Below are 18,215 nucleotides of genomic sequence, written 5' to 3'. Positions count from 1 at the left end.
TTTTTTTTATTGTTTTAAATAAAAAAGGGAGGCCCTGATTTTCAGTAGATAAAATAATCTTTTCAGGTATTTGGTTTTAAAATAATTAATTGTACTTTTGCATCCCCTTTATTGGGGATGGAATGTTTAATTAAAATAATATTATGGACGCATTAAGCTACAAGACAATTTCAGCTAGCAAAGCCACTGTAACAAAAGAGTGGATTGTTGTTGACGCTGAAGGTCATAACTTAGGTCGTCTTGCTTCAAAGGTTGCGATGATCTTAAGAGGTAAGTACAAGCCAAGTTACACACCACACGTTGACTGTGGAGATAACGTAATTGTTATCAACTCAGAAAAAATTAACCTTACAGGTACAAAAATGAATGACAAAATTTACATGCGTCATACAGGTTACCCAGGAGGACAAAGAACTTTAACTGCTAAAGTATTGCAATCTAAAAATCCTGCATTATTAGTAGAAAAAGCTGTAAAAGGAATGTTACCTAAAAACAAATTAGGAGCTGAACTTTTTAGAAATCTAAATGTTGTTGTAGGTGCTGAGCATACTCATGGAGCTCAAAAACCTAGAACTGTTAACCTAAACGATCTTAAGTAATGGGAGTTATTCACAAAATCGGTAGAAGAAAAACCGCTGTTGCACGTGTATATGTTTCTGAAGGAACAGGAAAAATCACTGTAAACAAAAAAGAATTCGCAACTTACTTTCCAACTGCAACTTTACAATACAAAGTTTTACAACCAATGTCTATGACAGAAAATGTAAACAACTTTGATGTAAAAGTAAACGTTTACGGAGGTGGTTCAACTGGTCAGGCAGAAGCTGTAAGAATGGCATTAGCACGCGTTATGTGTGAAGTAAATGCTGAAAACAGAGCTATCCTTAAACCAGAAGGTTTATTAACAAGAGATCCAAGAATGGTTGAACGTAAGAAATTCGGTCAGAAGAAAGCTCGTAAGAGATTCCAATTCTCTAAACGTTAATATTACCTGTCTTGTGCATATGGTACAAGACATCATCAATTTATTGAAATTAAAAAACACAGTTGTTGTTGCTCTCCTACCGAGGTAGGAAATAGTTTAGCATCTAAATGTATAAAGCCTGGGAAACCGCCATTTATACATTGCTAATCAACAGAACGTAAACTAGTACAAAAATGGCAAACAAAATAGAAGTAAAAGACTTACTAGAAGCAGGTGTTCACTTCGGACACATGACTAGAAAATGGGATCCAAATATGGCCCCTTACATTTATATGGAGCGTAATGGTATTCACATTATCAATCTATATAAAACTGCAGCAAAAATTGAAGAAGCTAATGAAGCTTTGAAAAAAATCGCTGCATCAGGTAGAAAAATCTTATTCGTAGCTACCAAAAAACAAGCTAAAGACATCGTTGCTGAAAAAGCAAAGGCTGCAAACATGCCTTATATTACTGAAAGATGGCCTGGTGGAATGCTAACTAACTTTGTAACTATCAGAAAGGCAGTTAAAAAAATGTCTTCTATTGATAAAATGAAGAAAGATGGTACTTTCATGACGTTATCTAAAAAAGAGCGTTTGCAAGTTGATCGTCTACGTGCTAAATTAGAGAAAAACTTAGGTTCAATCGCTGATATGTCTAGACTACCTGCAGCATTGTTCGTAGTAGATATCAAAGCTGAACACATCGCAATAAAAGAAGCACAAAAATTAAACATTCCAGTTTTCGCAATGGTTGATACGAATTCTGACCCAAGAGAGGTTGATTACGTTATTCCTGCAAATGATGATGCTTCTAAATCAATTGACAAAATTTTATCTTTAGTAACTGCTGCTGTAATCGAAGGTCTTTCTGACAGAGGTTCTGACAAAGAAACTGAAGTATTTACAGAAGAAGCTGCTGCTGAAGCTGCTCCTGCTGCAGAGGCTGCACCAGCTGTTGAAGCTGCTGCTCCTGCAACTGAAGAATAAATCAAATTTAAATTCCAAATTTTAAATTCCAAAATCCAAGAATAATTAAAAACGTTATGTTGATAATTTATTAAAATTGGAGTTTGGGATTTAAAAGATGGAATTTTTACTTTTAACATTAAAATCAAAATATTATGGCAACAATTACTGCTGCAGACGTAAATAAATTAAGACAAACTACAGGTGCCGGAATGATGGACTGTAAAAAAGCTTTAGTTGAAGCTGATGGAGATTTCGATAAAGCTATACAAAACCTTAGAGAAAAAGGTCAAAAAGTTGCTGCTAACCGTTCTGACCGTGAGTCTTCTGAAGGAGCTGCTGTTTCTTTTGTTAATGCTGACAAAACTAAAGGAGCTATCATCACTTTAAACTGCGAAACAGATTTCGTAGGTAAAAATGAGGCTTTTGTAACTTTGGCTAAAGAATTAGTAGAAAGAGCTATTAACTTCTCTTCTAAAGAAGAATTTTTAGCTTCAGATTTTAACGGAATTACTGTTGCTGAAAAATTAATTGAGCAAACTGGTGTTATCGGTGAAAAAATCGAAATCGGTGGTTTTGAAATTTTAGAAGGCGCTTTCGTTGGATCTTATGTTCACGTTAATAAAATTGCTGCATTAACGGCGATTTCTGCTGCAATTCCTAACGCTGACGTTTTAACTAAAGATGTTTCTATGCAAGTTGCTTCTATGGGAGCTGATACATTATCTTACAAAGATTTTGATCCTGCTTTCGTTGAATCTGAACTTGCTGCTCGTATTGCTGTAATCGAAAAAGATAATGAAGAAGCAAAACGTTTAGGAAAAACTTTAAAAAATGTTCCTAAATATATTTCTTACTCTCAATTAACTGAAGAAGTTTTAAAACAAGCTGAAGAAGATGCTAAAGCTGAATTAAAAGCTGAGGGTAAACCAGAGCAAATTTGGGATAAAATTATTCCAGGAAAAGTTCAACGTTTCATCTCTGACAATACTACTTTAGATCAAGAGAAAGCTTTACTAGATCAAAACTTCATCAAAGATGACAGTAAAAAAGTTGGTGATTATGTAAAAGGATACAACGTTGAAATTACAGGTTTCAAAAGAGTTACTTTAGGTTAATATATTATTTCAATATAAAAAGCCCGAATATTAATTTATTCGGGCTTTTTTATTTCGACAAATGTTCATTAAATCTTTTCTTTAATCGGAAAATTTCTTGCTCGCATCAGCGCATCAGATTTTGGTGCTCTTCCTCTAAAATTTTCATATCCTGTTTCATTATCAACAGTATTTCCAACACTAAAAACTGTATCATAAAGTCTTTTTGCAACTTCTTTATCATAAGGTCCTTTACCTTCCATAAAAGCTTCATAAGCATCTGCATTTATCACATCTGCCCACAAATAACTATAGTAGCCTGCCGCATATCCATCTCCGGAAAAAATATGCGCAAATTGTGGAATTCTGTGACGCATCACAATTTCTGATGGCATATTGAGCTTTTCTAATGTTTCTTTTTCAAATTTATCAGGATCAATAGTTTCAGTTGTTAAATGCAGTTCCATATCAACAAAAGAACTTGAAATTGTTTCAACCGTTGCGAAACCTTCGTTAAAATTTGCTGCCTGCTCTATTCTGTCAACCATAGATTGTGGTAATGGTTCATTAGTTTTATAATGCAAAGCAAACTTATTCAACACCTCAGGCGTAGCAAGCCAATGCTCTAATAATTGCGAAGGAAATTCAACATAATCCCTTGCAACTGCCGTTCCTGCCAAACTTGGGTAAGTCACATTAGAACATAATCCGTGTAATGCATGACCAAATTCATGAAATAAGGTCGTAGCATCATCCCAGGAAATTAAGACAGGTTCATTTTCGTTTCCTTTAATAAAATTACAATTATTAGATACGATAGGCAAAACATCCCCATCCAACTTCTCCTGATCACGACAGGAATCCATCCAGGCACCGGAACGTTTTCCTACTCGCGCATACGGATCAAAATACCACAAACCAACTGCTTTGCCTGTTACTTTATTTCTTACTTCCCAAACACGCACGTCTGGATGAAAAACAGATACATTAGTAATTTGTTTAAAACTTAAATTAAACAATTCACCGGCAACCCAAAACATAGCTTCACGCAAATTTTCAAGCTGTAAATATTGTTTGACTTCATTCTGATCCAAATCATATTTTGCTTTTCTAACTCTTTCCGCATAATAGCGATAATCCCAAGGCTGAATTTTAAAATCACCACCTTCGGCATTTACCATCTTTTGCATTTCGGCAACATCTTGCTGTACTTTTTCGACTGCTGGTTTCCAAACCGAATTCATTAACTCAAGTGTTTTAGCAGGGTCTTTTGCCATTTTATTAGACAAACTCCATTCTGCAAATGAATTAAACCCTAATAATTTTGCCTTTTGAGCACGTAGTTTTAAAATGGAAATCAGCGTTTCATTATTGTCATTTTCATTTCCATTGTCACCTCTTTTAACAAAAATATCAAAAGCTTTCTTTCTTAAATCTCTTCTGGTAGAGAATGTTAAAAAAGGCTCGATTGAAGAACGTGTATTTGCAATACATCCCAAAGCATTTATATTTCTCTCTTTTGCTTCTGCAATCGCAGCATTTTTTATTTCGACAGGTAAACCCTCAAAATCAGCGTTCGTTTCTAAAATTACATACTGACTATTTTCTTCTGCCAGTAAATTTTGGCTGAATCTTGTAAACAGCGTTGCCAATTCCTGATTGATTCCTGCCACTTTTATTTTATCATCATGGTTTAATTTTGCGCCTTCACGAACAAAATTTGTATAATACAGCCAAACCAAACGCTGTTGTTCTCTATTTAGTTTTTCTTTGTCCTTTGAATTATACAAAGTTTCAATGCGAGAGAAGAGCCTATCATTTTGGTACATTTTATCACTCAAAGCTGATAATTTTGGTGACATTTCTGTCTCTACAACTCCAAATTCTTTCGTAAAAATATTAGAACTATATATCCCGTACACAGCATTAATTCTGGCAATTGTTTTTCCTGAATTTTCGAGTGCTGCTATTGTGTTTTCAAAAGTTGGCGCTTCCAAATTATCCGCAATGGCGTCTAGTTCATTTAAATTTTCCTGAATAGCAAACTCTGTTGCCGGCCGGAAATCTGAAACTTTATATTTATCAAAAGAAGGTACTCCTCCATAAGGACCAGACCATTTTTGAAATAATGGATTCTGAAAAGTCCCTTCTGTAGAGGTAAAAGTTGTTGTAGTCATAAGAAATAGTATTATTTTTATTCATGAAAAATAATTTATTAAAGCACAATATTGTTTATCTTAAATGTATTTATAATAAATCATTCACCCAAATTTACAATTTTATTATGCTCAATTTGCTCTTTTAAATTATTAGTTCAAACAATGATTTAAATAGAAATACCTTAAATTTGAAAAATAAATTACCCAAATAACATGTTTAAAACCAAAAAAGAAATTGTATTTGTAATTCTTGCCGGAATATTTATTACTAACGCCGTTGTTGCAGAACTTATTGGAGGAAAGTTGATTCAGATTGGACCATTTGTAATGAGTATTGGTATTTTGCCCTGGCCTATTGTTTTTCTAACTACAGATTTAATCAATGAATATTTTGGGGAAAAAGGAGTTAAAAAACTTTCTTTTATAACAGCCTGTTTAATTGCATATGCCTTTTTGATATTATTTATGGCAATAGTAATTCCGGCTGCAAAAGGAATAAGTCCGGTAAATGACGAACAATTTCAGGCCGTTTTCGGGCAAAGTATGTGGATTATTGTAGGTAGTTTAATAGCATTTATCGCATCTCAATTAATTGACGTTTGGATTTTTTGGTTTTTTAAAAAACGAACCGGCGATAAAAAAATCTGGCTCAGAACAACAGGATCAACAGTAATTTCTCAATTATTTGATTCATTTATTGTTCTTGGAATCGCTTTCTGGTTACCTGGTAAAATCGATTTTGACACTTTTATTTCGTCAGGATTGACGGGATATGTTTTCAAATTATCAGTAGCCGTTTTACTTACTCCGTTAATTTATGCTGGTCATCATTTAATTAAAAAATATTTAGGTGAAGATGATGAAAATCATTCTCAAGAACTATAAGACGAATTACCACAATGAAAAAACACATTATAATTATACTTTTCTCTATAGTATATTGCTTTTCCAGCTGTGGTAACGACGAAAAAAAACAGCCAAAGAAAAAGCTTTATCCTGTAAATTCTTTAAAACCTATCTCTGAAACTATTTCTTCAGATACCATAACTATTACCACATCTATTAAAAACAAACATAATATTACTAACACCAAAAAAATATTATTTCCTAGTAAACCAATTGATAGTTCAACAACTGAAAAGAAAAATATTGCAGACGCAATAAACACCGAATCAAGTAATCAATTAATAAGTTTTGTTAATATTCGTAAAATTCTTTCTCAGGCTGAAATTGGAGAAACCCTGACACAAAAAGACTTAATTCATAATTTTGAAATTCCGAAAGACGCAGTAAAACTAGTAAAAAGTGTTACTAAAACCGCCGAAGATGAAATTGCTCTAAAATGGCATTCGACTTGGCTTATTGAAAAAATTTCAGATGCTAAGCTGCGTGATGGTCGTATGAAAATTAAGTTTGTTGCTAATAAAATGTACACTTCCGGCAAAGCTATAGGCATAAAATACAATAAAAAAATCTATAATGATTTGGTGATTATTGGCCAATCCGCTTATATTCCAAAGGTAAAAGGATATCATTGGCAAATTGGAAAATAACAACCAGTAATCATTTAAATAAAGGAATTTCCTAGTGCATTTTGTCAGTTTTATATTCAAATAAGGTCTCCATTTTCCAATTTAACAAGATCATTTGTACAACATAAAAAAATATTTTTAAAAAAAAACACTTGTATATCAATACATTACACAAAAACACAAAATAAACACGAAAAAACCTGTTATATTATGTTAATTTTTTCAAAAAAAATATATTTTTGCTGAAAATTAACAATTAAAAACCCACCAAAATGAAAAAATTAAGCATTTTATTTTTGTCTGTATTGACATTAGGATTAGCAGCAACATCTTGTAGTAGTGATGATGACAATGGAGGATCAATTGAAGGTAAATGGCAACTTTCTGAAGTAGGAGTAGTTTACAATGGTCAGGAAGCATTACAGCCAGCTACAAATGAAGGATGTGACAACGATATCATGGAATTTAAAGCGGATGGAAAATTTATTGATAGTTATTCAGAATTTACTAATAATAAATGTAACGCCTACACTCAAGAAGGAACGTGGACTAAAGACGGAAGCACATTGACTAAAAAATACGCAAGTGAAGATGAAGAAAAACTTGAAGTTGCTGAATTAACAGGAAGCAAATTAAAATTAAAATTCACTTATTCTGAAGGAGGAATCACAATTTCAGCTGTACAGGTATACAAAAAAATCTAATTTTGAAAAGATACTAATTTTGAAAAACCTCAAATCTTAATTGATTTGAGGTTTTTTTATACATTTGAAATAAAAAATGGAACCGATAAGATGTGGTTGGTGCACCGCCAGCGATTTGTATAAAAAATATCATGACGAAGAATGGGGCGTTCCTGTCTATGACGACCCTACTTTATTTGAATTTTTAATTTTGGAGACTTTTCAGGCTGGGCTTAGCTGGATTACAATTTTAAACAAAAGAGAAAATTTCAGAAATGCTTTTGATCATTTTGATTATAAAAAAATTGCCCATTATTCTGAAAATAAAATTGAAGAATTACTGCAAAATACCGGAATCATCAGAAATAAACTTAAAATAAAAGCAGCAGTTTCGAATGCACAGGCCTTTATGAAAGTACAGGAAGAATTTGGCACTTTCTCTGATTACATCTGGAAATTTACTAACGGAAAACCGATTATAAATCATCCAAAAACCTCAAAAGATGTTCCGGCCACTACTCCACTTTCTGATGAAATCAGTAAAGATTTAAAAAAAAGAGGCTTTAAATTTGTGGGCTCAACTGTAGTTTATGCTCATATGCAAGCAACCGGAATGGTCAATGATCACGCCGAAAACTGTTGGAAAAGAAGCCAGTAAACGGCCGCAGTTTTTAGTTTTCAAAAACAACTTGAAACCTGAAACCTGAAACTTTTTTAAACAACCAAACAAAAATTTATTACATTTGCTTCACACTTTAGGGGTGTCTGCTAAAAAAGCAGGCTGAGATTTTACCCTCTGAACCTGATCTAGTTCATACTAGCGTAGGGAAAAGTAAGATGACTTCTGCGCGCATTTTCATGCGCAATTGTAGCCATTCCTAGAGTAGAGACGCACATCAGTGTATTTCAGTAATCTCTAAATCAAAAAGGAATGGAACTAAAAATCAACCAACAAATCAAAACATTCAATGCTGAATCGCTAAGCGTTCAATCATTGCTCGATCTCGAAATTCCAAACAAACAAAACGGAATTGCCGTTGCCATTAACAACACTATTGTTCCAAAAATTAATTGGAACCAACATTTTGTATCCGAAACTGACGAAATTTTGATTATTTCAGCTACTCAGGGAGGTTAAGTATTAAATTCCAATTTTTAAAATTCCAATTTTCAATTTCATGTAGGACGTAGACGCATTGCTGTGCGTCTCTACAATAACTCATAACTCATAACTTCTTTCCCTATGACAACCGAAGAACAAATCTCCAGAACTCCATTTCCCAATTCTAAAAAAGTATATGTTAGTGGCGAAATTCATCCTATAAAAGTTGCTATGCGCGAAGTTATTCTTAGCGATACCAAGCTTTCAAATGGTGGAATTGAGAAAAATCCGCCTGTCACTATTTATGATACTTCTGGGCCATATACAGATCCAAATATAGAAATCGACATTAGAAAAGGATTACCACGCTTACGCGAAAATTGGATTTTAGAAAGAAATGATGTCGAAATTCTTGAAGAAATCTCTTCAAATTACGGTCAAAGCCGATTGAAAGACGAGAGTTTAAACCATCTTCGTTTTGAATATTTACACCAGCCAAAACGAGCCAAAAAAGGCGCCAACGTCACGCAGTTATATTATGCTAAACAGGGAATAATTACTCCCGAAATGGAATATATTGCGATTCGTGAAAACCAAAGGATTGAACTTTTAAATGAACAAACCAAAGCAATGCAATGTCAACACGACGGCCACAGTTTTGGAGCAAACACACCTAAAAGTAAAATTACACCAGAATTTGTTCGTAGTGAAGTAGCTTATGGAAGGGCCATTATTCCCAACAACATCAATCATCCCGAAAGTGAACCCATGATTGTTGGCCGTAATTTTTTGGTAAAAATAAATGCCAACATTGGCAACAGTGCCGTGACTTCAACTATTGAAGAAGAAGTCGAAAAAGCAGTTTGGGCTTGTCGCTGGGGTGCAGATACCATTATGGATTTGTCTACCGGAAAGAATATTCATGAAACCAGAGAATGGATTATTCGTAATTCTCCAGTTCCAATTGGAACAGTTCCGATTTATCAGGCTTTAGAAAAAGTAAAAGGAATCGCCGAAGATTTGACCTGGGAAGTTTTCCGTGATACTTTAATTGAACAGGCAGAACAAGGTGTTTCGTATTTCACGATTCATGCCGGCGTTTTACTTCGTTACATTCATTTAACAGCAAATCGTGTTACCGGAATTGTTTCACGTGGTGGATCTATCATGGCAAAATGGTGCTTGTTTCATCATAAAGAAAACTTCTTATATACACATTTTGAAGAAATCTGCGAAATTATGAAACAGTATGATGTTGCTTTTTCCCTTGGTGATGGTTTACGCCCTGGTTCTATTGCAGATGCCAACGATGCTGCACAATTTGCCGAGCTGGAAACTTTGGGAGAATTAACAAAAATCGCGTGGAAACATGATGTTCAGGTTTTTATAGAAGGTCCGGGTCACGTGCCAATGCACATGATTAAAGAAAATATGGACAAACAATTAGAGCATTGTCATGAAGCTCCATTTTACACCTTAGGTCCTTTAACTACTGATATTGCGCCAGGTTATGATCACATTACATCTGCCATTGGCGCGGCGATGATAGGCTGGTACGGCTGTGCGATGTTATGTTATGTAACGCCAAAAGAACATCTTGGTTTACCAAACAAAAAAGATGTAAAAGATGGTGTGATAACGTATAAAATTTCGGCACATGCCGCAGATTTGGCCAAAGGTCATCCCGGTGCTCAATATCGCGATAATGCATTGAGTAAAGCTCGTTTTGAATTCCGTTGGGAAGATCAGTTTAATCTGTCTCTTGATCCTGATACTGCCAGAGAATTTCATGATGAAACACTTCCTGCCGACGGTGCAAAAGTTGCTCATTTTTGCTCGATGTGCGGACCGAAGTTCTGCTCTATGAAAATATCTCAGGAAATTAGAGATGTGGCTGCCGCTGAAAAAGGCATGCAGGAAAAATCAGAAGAGTTTATTGAACAAGGGAAAGAGATTTATATTTAAAAAGAAAATAGAAGAAAGAGTAAAGAAAAAAGATATGATCGTAATTACTAATCCTTCTTTCGTTACCGACGAAATTAAAATTATTGAATCTTTGTTTGAAGAAGGATTGTCTTTACTTCATATTAGGAAACCTGGTTTTTCTGAAATGGAAATGGCTCAGTTTATTCATCAGATAAAACTCGAATTTCGATCTAAATTGGCATTACACAATCATCATGAATTAGCGGAAGATTTTGGAATTAACCGAATTCATTTCTCTGAAACAGACAGAAAGAGCATTTTTAATTATTGTGCAAGGTTTTTAAAATCTTACAGGTATACAACTTCCACTCATTCAATTGAAGATTTCAATGCATTGGAAAATGACTTTGAATATGCCTTTTTAAGTCCGGTTTTTAAAAGTATTTCTAAAGAAGATTATTATCCAAAAGAGAATTTATTTGCAGCATTAAAATCAAGAACAAATCACAGTACAAAATGTATTGCATTAGGCGGAATTGATTCTAAAAACATCGAAAAGCCATTAAAAAATGGCTTTGATGATGTTGCACTTTTAGGTACTATTTGGAACAATGAAAATCCTGTAAAACAATTTAAATTATGTCAGCAAATCGCCCATTCATACTTAGTATAGCCGGTTTTGATCCCTCGGGTGGTGCAGGAGTTTTGGCGGATATCAAAACATTCGAACAGCATTCCCTGACTGGATTTGCAATTATAACAGCAAATACAATTCAAACTGAAAATGAGTTTTTTGATATTCAATGGATAGATCTTAGTTATGTCATTCGTTCTATTGAAACTTTATTTGAAAGGTATAAAATCAATGCTGTAAAAATTGGAATTGTTCCCAATCTGCATTATTTAAATCGAATTCTCTCGACCATTAGGTTGTTATCACCTTCAACACAAATCGTTTGGGACCCAGTTTTAAAATCAACAACAAAGTTTGAGTTTATGAGTATTGAAAATCGTTTGGACCTAAATAAAATTTTATCCAAAATTGATTTGATAACACCTAATTATAATGAAATAGAATTGCTTTTCCCGAGTTTCATTCAGCACCAACTTAGAATTCAAAATGAAGTTTCGAGCGTTATTTTATTAAAAGGCGGACATAATCCTTTGGCTATTGGAATAGATCGTTTGTTTCTAAAAGATGAAATAATTGATTTATTGCCCTCGGAAAAAAAATGCTTTGAGAAACATGGCTCCGGTTGTGTTTTATCAGCAGCGATTGCCTCAAACCTTGCATTACATCAAACTCCAAAAGAAGCTTGCACAAATGCAAAAACCTACATAGAGAAATACCTTAGTTCAACATCAACATTAATCGGATATCATTATGTACAATAAACTGCAATACATCTCACAGGGAAATACTATCGAAGAACAATTGTATAATATCCATCAGGCTTTAGATGCTGGCTGTGACTGGATACAAATGCGTTTCAAAAACCAAACTGCCAAAGATACTTTTGCCCTGGCAGAATCAGTAAAATTTTTATGCGAAGAATATCTCGCCAATTTTATTGTAAACGACAATCTTTATCTGGCTCAGCAAATTGCTGCAGATGGTGTTCATTTAGGCTTGACCGACATGAATATTGCTGAAGCAAGAGCAATTTTAGGAAACATAAAAATTATTGGAGGAACCGCAAATACTTTTGAAGATATACAAAATCACTTAAAAAACGGTTGCGATTATATTGGTTTGGGTCCATATCAGTTTACTAAAACAAAAGAAAAACTAAGTCCTGTTTTAGGCTTATCAGGTTATTTTGAGATTATGCAAAAACTTAAAACCAGCAAAATCAAGATTCCGGTTTATGCAATTGGGGGAATAACTTTAAAAGATATTGATCAATTAATAGAAACTGGAATTCACGGAATTGCAGTTTCTGGAATGATCACAGAAAGCGATGAAAAAGCAAAAACCATTCAACAACTAAACGAAAAATTATATGCAAACGTCATTGTTTAATATTGGTGACAAAACCTTCAAATCCCGCTTGTTTTTAGGAACGGGAAAATTTGGTTCGAATCTGGAAATGGAGGAAGCAATTTTAGCTTCAGAAAGCGAATTAGTGACTGTTGCTTTAAAACGTATTGATCTTGAAACAGAAACAGATGCAATTTTATCTCATTTAAAACATCCAAATATTAATTTACTACCCAACACATCTGGTGCAAGAAATGCCAAAGAAGCTGTTTTTGCAGCTCAATTGGCGCGTGAAGCATTAGAAACCAATTGGGTAAAACTCGAAATTCATCCTGATCCAAAATACCTGATGCCTGATCCGATTGAAACATTGAAAGCGACAGAAGAACTGGCTAAACTTGACTTTTTCGTTTTGCCCTACATTCATGCTGATCCGGTTTTGTGCAAACATTTGGAAAATGCGGGAACAACAGCTGTTATGCCTTTGGGCTCTCCTATTGGAAGTAATAAAGGTCTGAAAACAATTGATTTTCTTGAAATTATTATCGAACAAAGCAATGTTCCTGTAATTGTTGATGCGGGAATTGGCGCTCCGTCTGATGCTGCAAAAGCAATGGAAATTGGCGCCGATGCTGTTTTGGTCAATACTGCCATTGCCGTTGCCGGAAACCCGAAATTAATGGCAGAGGCTTTTAGAGAAGCCGTAATTGCCGGTAGAAAAGCATTTGAAGCCAGGATTGCTAATCAGCACAATTTTGCTGTTGGTTCCAGCCCTTTGACTTCATTTTTATATGACTAAAATTATTTAACCGCAAAGTTCGCAAGGTTTTTTACGCAAGGTTCGCAAAGCTTTTTCAATCAAAAAAATTAGACAAAGCTTTGCGAACTTAGCGTAAACCTTAGCGCTCTTTGCGGTAAAAAACCACAATCCAATGAAAACATTTAAATCGGTTTTTGAAAACTACGATTGGAATACCATTCAATATAAAATATACCAAACATCAGCAAAAGATGTCGAGCGCGCTTTATCAAAAACCAAACGAAATCTCGATGATTTTTTAGTTTTAATTTCTCCGGTTGCGCAAAATTATTTAGAACAAATGGCGAAGGAATGCCATGAAATCACCAAGAAACGCTTCGGGAAAACGATCCAGATGTATGCGCCACTTTATTTAAGCAATGAATGCCAGAACATTTGTACTTATTGTGGTTTTAGTTTAGACAATAAAATCAAACGAAAAACACTTTCTGATACCGAGATTAAAATTGAAGTTGAAGCCTTAAAAAATCTTGGTTTTGATCACGTTTTATTGGTTACGGGCGAAGCAAATTACACCGTAAATATTAATTATTTTTTGAATGCAATCGCTTTAATAAGAAAACAATTCTCCATTATTTCTGTTGAAGTTCAGCCGCTTTCTACAGAAGAATACGAACGTTTACATGAGGCCGGAGTTTATTCTGTTTTAGTTTATCAGGAAACCTACCATCAGGAAGTGTACAAAAAATACCATACAAAAGGGAAAAAATCAAATTTTGATTATCGTCTGGAAACGCCTGACCGAATTGGAACTGCGGGAATTCATAAAATAGGCTTAGGCGTTTTATTAGGCTTGGAAGATTGGCGAACGGACAGTTTTTTTAATGCACTGCATTTAGATTATCTTCAAAAGAAATACTGGCAAACGAAGTATTCAGTTTCTTTTCCACGATTGCGTCCCGCAGAAGGTATTATTGAGCCCAATTTCATCATGGACGACAAAGATTTAACGCAACTTATTTGTGCTTATCGCTTATGGAATGAAGACTTGGAAATCTCAATTTCGACTCGTGAAAACGAAAAATTCAGAAATAACATTATCCCAATTGGAGTAACGAGTATGAGTGCAGGTTCTAAAACAAATCCGGGTGGTTATGTCGTTGATCCACAATCTCTGGAACAATTTGAAATTAGTGATGAACGTTCTCCAGAAGAGATTGCCAAAATCATAACAAATTCAGGCTACGAACCCGTTTGGAAAGATTGGGATAAAAGCTATAGTTAGGAAAAATTCCAAAAAATAATTCCAAATTCCAACAATCTAAAATCTAAATCAGCAATCTAAAATGAGTATTATACAAGAATTCCTTCGCTACAACAGACAAACTATACTTCCTGAAATTGGAGATGAAGGTCAGGAAAAACTTAAAAAAGCAAGAGTTTTAGTAATTGGTGCAGGTGGTTTGGGCTGTCCGATTTTACAATATATTTCGACTGCCGGAGTTGGTTTTATCGGAATAATGGATTTTGACACCATTGAAATTCACAATTTACATCGCCAAATTTTATATACTGAAAACGAAGTTGGTCAACTAAAAGCTCTTGTAGCAAAAAAAGTGGTTTCTGAACTAAATCCGTTGATTGAAGTTGTTGCAATTCCTGAAAAATTGACTTTGGAAAATGCCGCAGTAATTATTGAGCAATATGATATTGTAGTTGATGGATCAGATAATTTTAAGACACGTTATTTGGTAAACGATACTTGTGTCGAACTCAACAAAGTTTTAATTTATGGAAGTATTTTAAAATTTGAAGGCCAGATTGCTGTTTTCAATCATAATGGAAGTAAGAACCTAAGAGATTTATTTCCTGAAATGCCCGATCCGAAAGATGTTCCAAACTGTAATTTGAATGGAGTTTTAGGAACTTTACCCGGAATTATCGGCACTATGATGGCACATGAAACACTTAAGGTAATTCTGGATTTACCTGCTTTAAAAAACGAATTAGTACTTTTTAATACATTGAATTGGAGTTTTACAAAATTGAATTTTTAGAAAACAATCTCATCTCCAACTTTAATTAATCCGTTATTTAAACTTACAATATTAGTTCCAAAAAAAACTGAATTGTCAACTTTTCGATATTTACTTAAAGTTTTCAAAGGTTCTTTTTTGATAATGCCTTTTTGCGGATCATTATTTACCATAATACATCTTCCGCAAGGTTTTACATTTTTAAAATCGACTTCTCCAATTTTAAAAGTATCGAAGTTGTCTTCTTCATGAGGAACTTCACTGCTTATAACAATATTTGGTCGAAATCGCAAAACTATAATTTTATCTTCTAATTTTTCATTCAAAAAATCAAGACTTTTTGTTCCAACTAACAAATAAGGATAACCATCGGCAAGACTTACATTGAAGGTTTCTTTTAATGTTGAGCTTTCATGTTTTCGATCTCCGCTTTTGATGATTTTCACCAATTTACACTCAAAACCTAATTGTTCGCTAAACCATTTTGAGGTTGATTTATTTACTTCGACAACTTCACTTTTATCCTCCCAGACTTTGGTGTCTATTGGCTGATCTAAATGTTCATTAACCGAAAATTCTTGTCTAAGCTCTTTAAAAGTAATACTGATTTTTCCATCTGAAATTTGAGGATAAAACTGGCTCAAAATCGGATATTCTCTTTGCGTTATGTGCAGATTTTCAGCATTAATCAACATCCATCGACGATCGTTTTCAAATCCCATTTCTTCAGCAAAAGCTTGTTTGCAGCTAATTCCTGCAAGGCTTTTTATAGGATAAATATAAATTTCTTTTACAGTGTAAATGGCACTCATAATTTCTTACTTTCTAAAATGGACATAAATTCTTCACGATCAATTTCACGACAACCTAAACTTTCTAAATGCGGATTATAAACCTGACAATCTAATAGTTTGTAATTTCTTTCTTTTAACGATTGTACCAATGCTATAAATGCTACTTTAGATGCATTTGATACTTTCGAAAACATACTTTCACCACAAAAAACATGACCTAAATCTATTCCGTATAAACCACCAACCAAAACCTCATCTTGCCAAACCTCAAGCGATTTTGCCATGCCTTCTTTATGTAATTGGCAATAAGCATCGATCATTTCATTTGAAATCCAGGTTCCGTCCTGGCCTTCTCTTTTTATTTTTTGACAATTTGAAATAACCTCCAAAAAATTTTGATTGAAAGTTACTTTAAACTGATTCCTGTTCAAAACATTACGCATGCTTTTTGACACAATTAATTCATCGAGAAACAAAACCATTCTGGGATCCGGCGACCACCAAAGAACTGGCTCTCCTTCATTAAACCATGGAAAAACTCCACTTGTATAAGCCAGCTTTAAACGTTCGGGATTTAAATCGCCGCCTATTGCCAGAATTCCTTCTTCATCGGCTTCTGAAACTGGAGGAAAAAATAAATCTTTGAATACGTAATACATATTTTAAAAATTACAAAATAGAAAATTCCAAATTCCAACTGCTTGTCTGCATACTAATGGCAGAAAATGTTAATAAAAAACAAAAAACCAAACCCCAATTACATATTTATGAATTGGAATTTGGAATTTATATTTTAGAATTTAAACTTTTAGAAAGGCAAATCGTCTGGTTCGTCTTCGTTTAAATTAGTAGCCGGAGCAAATGCTTCTGCAGCAGGCATTGCTGGAGTTTGTCCAGGACCTTCTGGCGCTACTCTTTCGATTCTCCAACCTTGAATACTATTGAAATATCTGGTTTCCCCTTGTGGATTAACCCATTCTCTTCCTCTTAAATTGATAGAAACTTTTACTGCCTCTCCTTGCTTATAGCTACTTAACAAATCGCATTTATCTTGTGTAAATTCGATTAAAATATGTTGTGGATATTGCTCATCAGTAGTAACAACTAATTCTCTTTTTTTGAATGAGGCACTAACTTGTTGCTCTGGGTTTACCACTTTTACTTTTCCTGTAACTTCCATCTTCGTCTATATTTATTATTGTTTCTTTTCTTATTTTTTGGCTAAAAGCACTTTCCAAGCCGATGTAACATCTTCTTTGTCAAGGTATTTCTTAGCCTCCAGATGTATTTTTTCCTGATCATCAGAACTTAAAACTCCTTTCACAGAAAAATTTTCTTTCACAAATATACTAACTTCTTCTGTTGTAGGCAAGGCTTCTATGTTTCCTAATTTTCCAAGATCGTTTCCGTTAAAAACAGGGCTCTCTTTTATAAAATTAGGAATAACATCTACTCCAACACCTAAAGTTGTAAGTGGTTTTTGAACTTCAAAAAGTCCCTGGTTAGACCTTGAATACCAATTATTTCCTAATCGTGAAACCAGATCAATTTTATGCTGATCAATTGCTCCGTTTTCATCTAAAACAGCTTCATGAATGTGCATTTTCACCACTTCACAAAGAATCAGATTTCCTGCTCCGCCTTCTGTTCCAAGCGGAATTATCTGCGTGACTTTGCATTCAAACTGCACCGGAGATTCTTTTACGCGATATGGTTTTACAAAATCTGACGGAATTTGTGTTAATCCTGCCTTTATAAATTCATTTACTCCATCGCCATATTCTGTACTGGCCAATGACGTTTGCTGTACCAAATCATAATTTACAACATTAATAACAACCTCTCGAGTTGCCTCTACATTAATAAGTGTATGTTTAATTGTGTTATCACGCACGCGTCTTGCCGGTGAAAAAACTAAAATGGGCGGATTGGCACTAAATACATTAAAGAAACTAAAAGGCGACAAATTAGGGATTCCTTTTGCACTTATTGTGCTGGCAAAAGCAATAGGTCTTGGGCCAATGGCACTTTGTAAATAACCTTGTAATTTTACCGTTGAAATCTCTTTTGGATCAATGCTAATCATAATTTTTCTTTTTAACCAAATCTCGTTTTGGCAACTACAAAAGTATAGAAATGGTTTAAGTCAGAGAAATAGTTTTAGCCTTAAAAACAAAAATCTTTAGCGCAATCAAAATATTAAATGAGTA

At 34.1% G+C, this 18,215-nt stretch carries 21 protein-coding genes and 1 riboswitch; of the genes, 16 read left to right on the top strand and 5 right to left on the bottom strand.

Going from position 1 to position 18,215, the window contains the following annotated elements:
* Window positions 1-143: 143 nt before the first annotated feature.
* The 4 genes from rplM (at window position 144) to tsf (ending at window position 3,053) form a co-directional block, all read left to right on the top strand.
* Window positions 144-599 (top strand): 50S ribosomal protein L13, encoded by a 456-nt coding sequence (gene rplM / locus SD960_RS09715; protein ID WP_026983738.1) that lies wholly within the window; start codon window positions 144-146, stop codon window positions 597-599.
* The gene (rpsI, locus tag SD960_RS09710; RefSeq protein WP_007808909.1) at window positions 599-985 is read left to right on the top strand and encodes a 30S ribosomal protein S9; all 387 of its coding nucleotides are present in this window, start codon (window positions 599-601) and stop codon (window positions 983-985) included. Before rplM ends, rpsI begins: the two co-directional genes overlap by 1 nt.
* A 173-nt stretch (window positions 986-1,158) precedes the next feature.
* Window positions 1,159-1,956: a 30S ribosomal protein S2 gene (rpsB, locus tag SD960_RS09705; RefSeq protein WP_318802518.1), complete on the top strand. Its 798-nt coding sequence runs from the start codon at window positions 1,159-1,161 to the stop codon at window positions 1,954-1,956.
* Window positions 1,957-2,090: 134 nt separating this feature from the next.
* A complete protein-coding gene (tsf, locus tag SD960_RS09700) occupies window positions 2,091-3,053 on the top strand; it encodes a translation elongation factor Ts (protein WP_294928287.1) in 963 nt (320 codons plus the stop codon).
* Between the two features lie 68 nt (window positions 3,054-3,121).
* Here the strand turns inward: tsf and SD960_RS09695 are convergent, their stop codons facing one another.
* Window positions 3,122-5,209: a M3 family metallopeptidase gene (locus tag SD960_RS09695; RefSeq protein WP_318802516.1), complete on the bottom strand. Its 2,088-nt coding sequence runs from the start codon at window positions 5,207-5,209 to the stop codon at window positions 3,122-3,124.
* A gap of 195 nt (window positions 5,210-5,404) precedes the next feature.
* On the opposite strand from SD960_RS09695, the gene SD960_RS09690 reads away from it, so the two are divergent.
* The 12 genes from SD960_RS09690 to SD960_RS09635 all read left to right on the top strand — a co-directional run bounded on the left by SD960_RS09690 (window position 5,405) and on the right by SD960_RS09635 (window position 15,232).
* A complete protein-coding gene (locus tag SD960_RS09690; protein WP_318802514.1) occupies window positions 5,405-6,076 on the top strand; it encodes a queuosine precursor transporter in 672 nt (223 codons plus the stop codon).
* 14 nt (window positions 6,077-6,090) lie between these two features.
* A complete protein-coding gene (locus SD960_RS09685) occupies window positions 6,091-6,744 on the top strand; it encodes a hypothetical protein (RefSeq protein ID WP_318802512.1) in 654 nt (217 codons plus the stop codon).
* A 251-nt stretch (window positions 6,745-6,995) separates the two neighbouring features.
* Window positions 6,996-7,427 carry a lipocalin family protein gene (locus SD960_RS09680; RefSeq protein ID WP_318802510.1) on the top strand — a complete coding sequence of 144 codons (432 nt, stop codon included), beginning with the start codon at window positions 6,996-6,998 and terminating at the stop codon, window positions 7,425-7,427.
* A 76-nt stretch (window positions 7,428-7,503) separates the two neighbouring features.
* The gene (locus SD960_RS09675) at window positions 7,504-8,064 is read left to right on the top strand and encodes a DNA-3-methyladenine glycosylase I (protein ID WP_318802508.1); all 561 of its coding nucleotides are present in this window, start codon (window positions 7,504-7,506) and stop codon (window positions 8,062-8,064) included.
* Window positions 8,065-8,153: 89 nt separating this feature from the next.
* Window positions 8,154-8,252, top strand: a riboswitch (TPP riboswitch).
* An 85-nt stretch (window positions 8,253-8,337) separates the two neighbouring features.
* Entirely contained in the window at window positions 8,338-8,544 is a 207-nt protein-coding gene (thiS, locus tag SD960_RS09670) for a sulfur carrier protein ThiS (protein ID WP_318802505.1), read from the top strand.
* Window positions 8,545-8,649: 105 nt separating this feature from the next.
* Complete coding sequence (gene thiC, locus SD960_RS09665) at window positions 8,650-10,473, top strand: phosphomethylpyrimidine synthase ThiC (protein ID WP_318802503.1); 1,824 nt, start codon at window positions 8,650-8,652, stop codon at window positions 10,471-10,473.
* 34 nt (window positions 10,474-10,507) lie between these two features.
* Window positions 10,508-11,107, top strand: a complete 600-nt coding sequence (locus tag SD960_RS09660; protein ID WP_318802501.1) for a thiamine phosphate synthase — start codon at window positions 10,508-10,510, stop codon at window positions 11,105-11,107.
* Window positions 11,074-11,829 carry a hydroxymethylpyrimidine/phosphomethylpyrimidine kinase gene (locus SD960_RS09655; RefSeq protein ID WP_318802500.1) on the top strand — a complete coding sequence of 252 codons (756 nt, stop codon included), beginning with the start codon at window positions 11,074-11,076 and terminating at the stop codon, window positions 11,827-11,829. The genes SD960_RS09660 and SD960_RS09655 overlap by 34 nt, the downstream gene beginning before the upstream one ends.
* A complete protein-coding gene (locus SD960_RS09650) occupies window positions 11,819-12,457 on the top strand; it encodes a thiamine phosphate synthase (protein WP_318802499.1) in 639 nt (212 codons plus the stop codon). Before SD960_RS09655 ends, SD960_RS09650 begins: the two co-directional genes overlap by 11 nt.
* A complete protein-coding gene (locus tag SD960_RS09645) occupies window positions 12,438-13,214 on the top strand; it encodes a thiazole synthase (protein ID WP_318802497.1) in 777 nt (258 codons plus the stop codon). The genes SD960_RS09650 and SD960_RS09645 overlap by 20 nt, the downstream gene beginning before the upstream one ends.
* 133 nt (window positions 13,215-13,347) lie before the next feature.
* Window positions 13,348-14,460, top strand: coding sequence for a 2-iminoacetate synthase ThiH (thiH, locus tag SD960_RS09640; RefSeq protein ID WP_318802496.1), 1,113 nt, complete (start codon window positions 13,348-13,350; stop codon window positions 14,458-14,460).
* 61 nt (window positions 14,461-14,521) lie between these two features.
* Window positions 14,522-15,232 carry a HesA/MoeB/ThiF family protein gene (locus tag SD960_RS09635; RefSeq protein WP_318802494.1) on the top strand — a complete coding sequence of 237 codons (711 nt, stop codon included), beginning with the start codon at window positions 14,522-14,524 and terminating at the stop codon, window positions 15,230-15,232.
* On the opposite strand, the gene SD960_RS09630 is transcribed toward SD960_RS09635, so the two are convergent.
* The 4 genes from SD960_RS09630 to SD960_RS09615 form a co-directional block, all read right to left on the bottom strand.
* Window positions 15,229-16,023 (bottom strand): MOSC domain-containing protein, encoded by a 795-nt coding sequence (locus tag SD960_RS09630; protein WP_318802492.1) that lies wholly within the window; start codon window positions 16,021-16,023, stop codon window positions 15,229-15,231. The two genes, SD960_RS09635 and SD960_RS09630, sit on opposite strands and share 4 nt — an antisense overlap.
* Window positions 16,020-16,664, bottom strand: coding sequence for a leucyl/phenylalanyl-tRNA--protein transferase (gene aat, locus SD960_RS09625; RefSeq protein ID WP_318802491.1), 645 nt, complete (start codon window positions 16,662-16,664; stop codon window positions 16,020-16,022). The genes SD960_RS09630 and aat overlap by 4 nt, the downstream gene beginning before the upstream one ends.
* Before the next feature lie 149 nt (window positions 16,665-16,813).
* Window positions 16,814-17,185 (bottom strand): DUF3127 domain-containing protein, encoded by a 372-nt coding sequence (locus tag SD960_RS09620; RefSeq protein ID WP_318802490.1) that lies wholly within the window; start codon window positions 17,183-17,185, stop codon window positions 16,814-16,816.
* 30 nt (window positions 17,186-17,215) lie between these two features.
* Window positions 17,216-18,091, bottom strand: coding sequence for a flavin reductase family protein (locus tag SD960_RS09615; RefSeq protein ID WP_318802488.1), 876 nt, complete (start codon window positions 18,089-18,091; stop codon window positions 17,216-17,218).
* Window positions 18,092-18,215: the final 124 nt, after the last annotated feature.

Origin of the sequence: Flavobacterium sp. MMLR14_040 (assembly GCF_033657265.1) — a bacterium.
Lineage (GTDB): Bacteria > Bacteroidota > Bacteroidia > Flavobacteriales > Flavobacteriaceae > Flavobacterium.
This window is presented reverse-complemented; position numbering and strand designations above follow the sequence as displayed.

Coding starts and splice junctions, on each gene's coding strand:
- tsf (WP_294928287.1), top strand. CDS start 2,091: ATGGCAACAATTACTGCTGCAGACGTAAATAAATTAAGACAAACTACA.
- thiH (WP_318802496.1), top strand. CDS start 13,348: ATGAAAACATTTAAATCGGTTTTTGAAAACTACGATTGGAATACCATT.
- SD960_RS09655 (WP_318802500.1), top strand. CDS start 11,074: ATGTCAGCAAATCGCCCATTCATACTTAGTATAGCCGGTTTTGATCCC.
- SD960_RS09680 (WP_318802510.1), top strand. CDS start 6,996: ATGAAAAAATTAAGCATTTTATTTTTGTCTGTATTGACATTAGGATTA.
- SD960_RS09660 (WP_318802501.1), top strand. CDS start 10,508: ATGATCGTAATTACTAATCCTTCTTTCGTTACCGACGAAATTAAAATT.
- rpsI (WP_007808909.1), top strand. CDS start 599: ATGGGAGTTATTCACAAAATCGGTAGAAGAAAAACCGCTGTTGCACGT.
- SD960_RS09685 (WP_318802512.1), top strand. CDS start 6,091: ATGAAAAAACACATTATAATTATACTTTTCTCTATAGTATATTGCTTT.
- SD960_RS09635 (WP_318802494.1), top strand. CDS start 14,522: ATGAGTATTATACAAGAATTCCTTCGCTACAACAGACAAACTATACTT.
- SD960_RS09650 (WP_318802499.1), top strand. CDS start 11,819: ATGTACAATAAACTGCAATACATCTCACAGGGAAATACTATCGAAGAA.
- rplM (WP_026983738.1), top strand. CDS start 144: ATGGACGCATTAAGCTACAAGACAATTTCAGCTAGCAAAGCCACTGTA.
- thiC (WP_318802503.1), top strand. CDS start 8,650: ATGACAACCGAAGAACAAATCTCCAGAACTCCATTTCCCAATTCTAAA.
- SD960_RS09690 (WP_318802514.1), top strand. CDS start 5,405: ATGTTTAAAACCAAAAAAGAAATTGTATTTGTAATTCTTGCCGGAATA.
- SD960_RS09630 (WP_318802492.1), bottom strand. CDS start 16,023: ATGAGTGCCATTTACACTGTAAAAGAAATTTATATTTATCCTATAAAA.
- SD960_RS09695 (WP_318802516.1), bottom strand. CDS start 5,209: ATGACTACAACAACTTTTACCTCTACAGAAGGGACTTTTCAGAATCCA.
- rpsB (WP_318802518.1), top strand. CDS start 1,159: ATGGCAAACAAAATAGAAGTAAAAGACTTACTAGAAGCAGGTGTTCAC.
- aat (WP_318802491.1), bottom strand. CDS start 16,664: ATGTATTACGTATTCAAAGATTTATTTTTTCCTCCAGTTTCAGAAGCC.
- SD960_RS09620 (WP_318802490.1), bottom strand. CDS start 17,185: ATGGAAGTTACAGGAAAAGTAAAAGTGGTAAACCCAGAGCAACAAGTT.
- SD960_RS09645 (WP_318802497.1), top strand. CDS start 12,438: ATGCAAACGTCATTGTTTAATATTGGTGACAAAACCTTCAAATCCCGC.
- SD960_RS09615 (WP_318802488.1), bottom strand. CDS start 18,091: ATGATTAGCATTGATCCAAAAGAGATTTCAACGGTAAAATTACAAGGT.
- thiS (WP_318802505.1), top strand. CDS start 8,338: ATGGAACTAAAAATCAACCAACAAATCAAAACATTCAATGCTGAATCG.
- SD960_RS09675 (WP_318802508.1), top strand. CDS start 7,504: ATGGAACCGATAAGATGTGGTTGGTGCACCGCCAGCGATTTGTATAAA.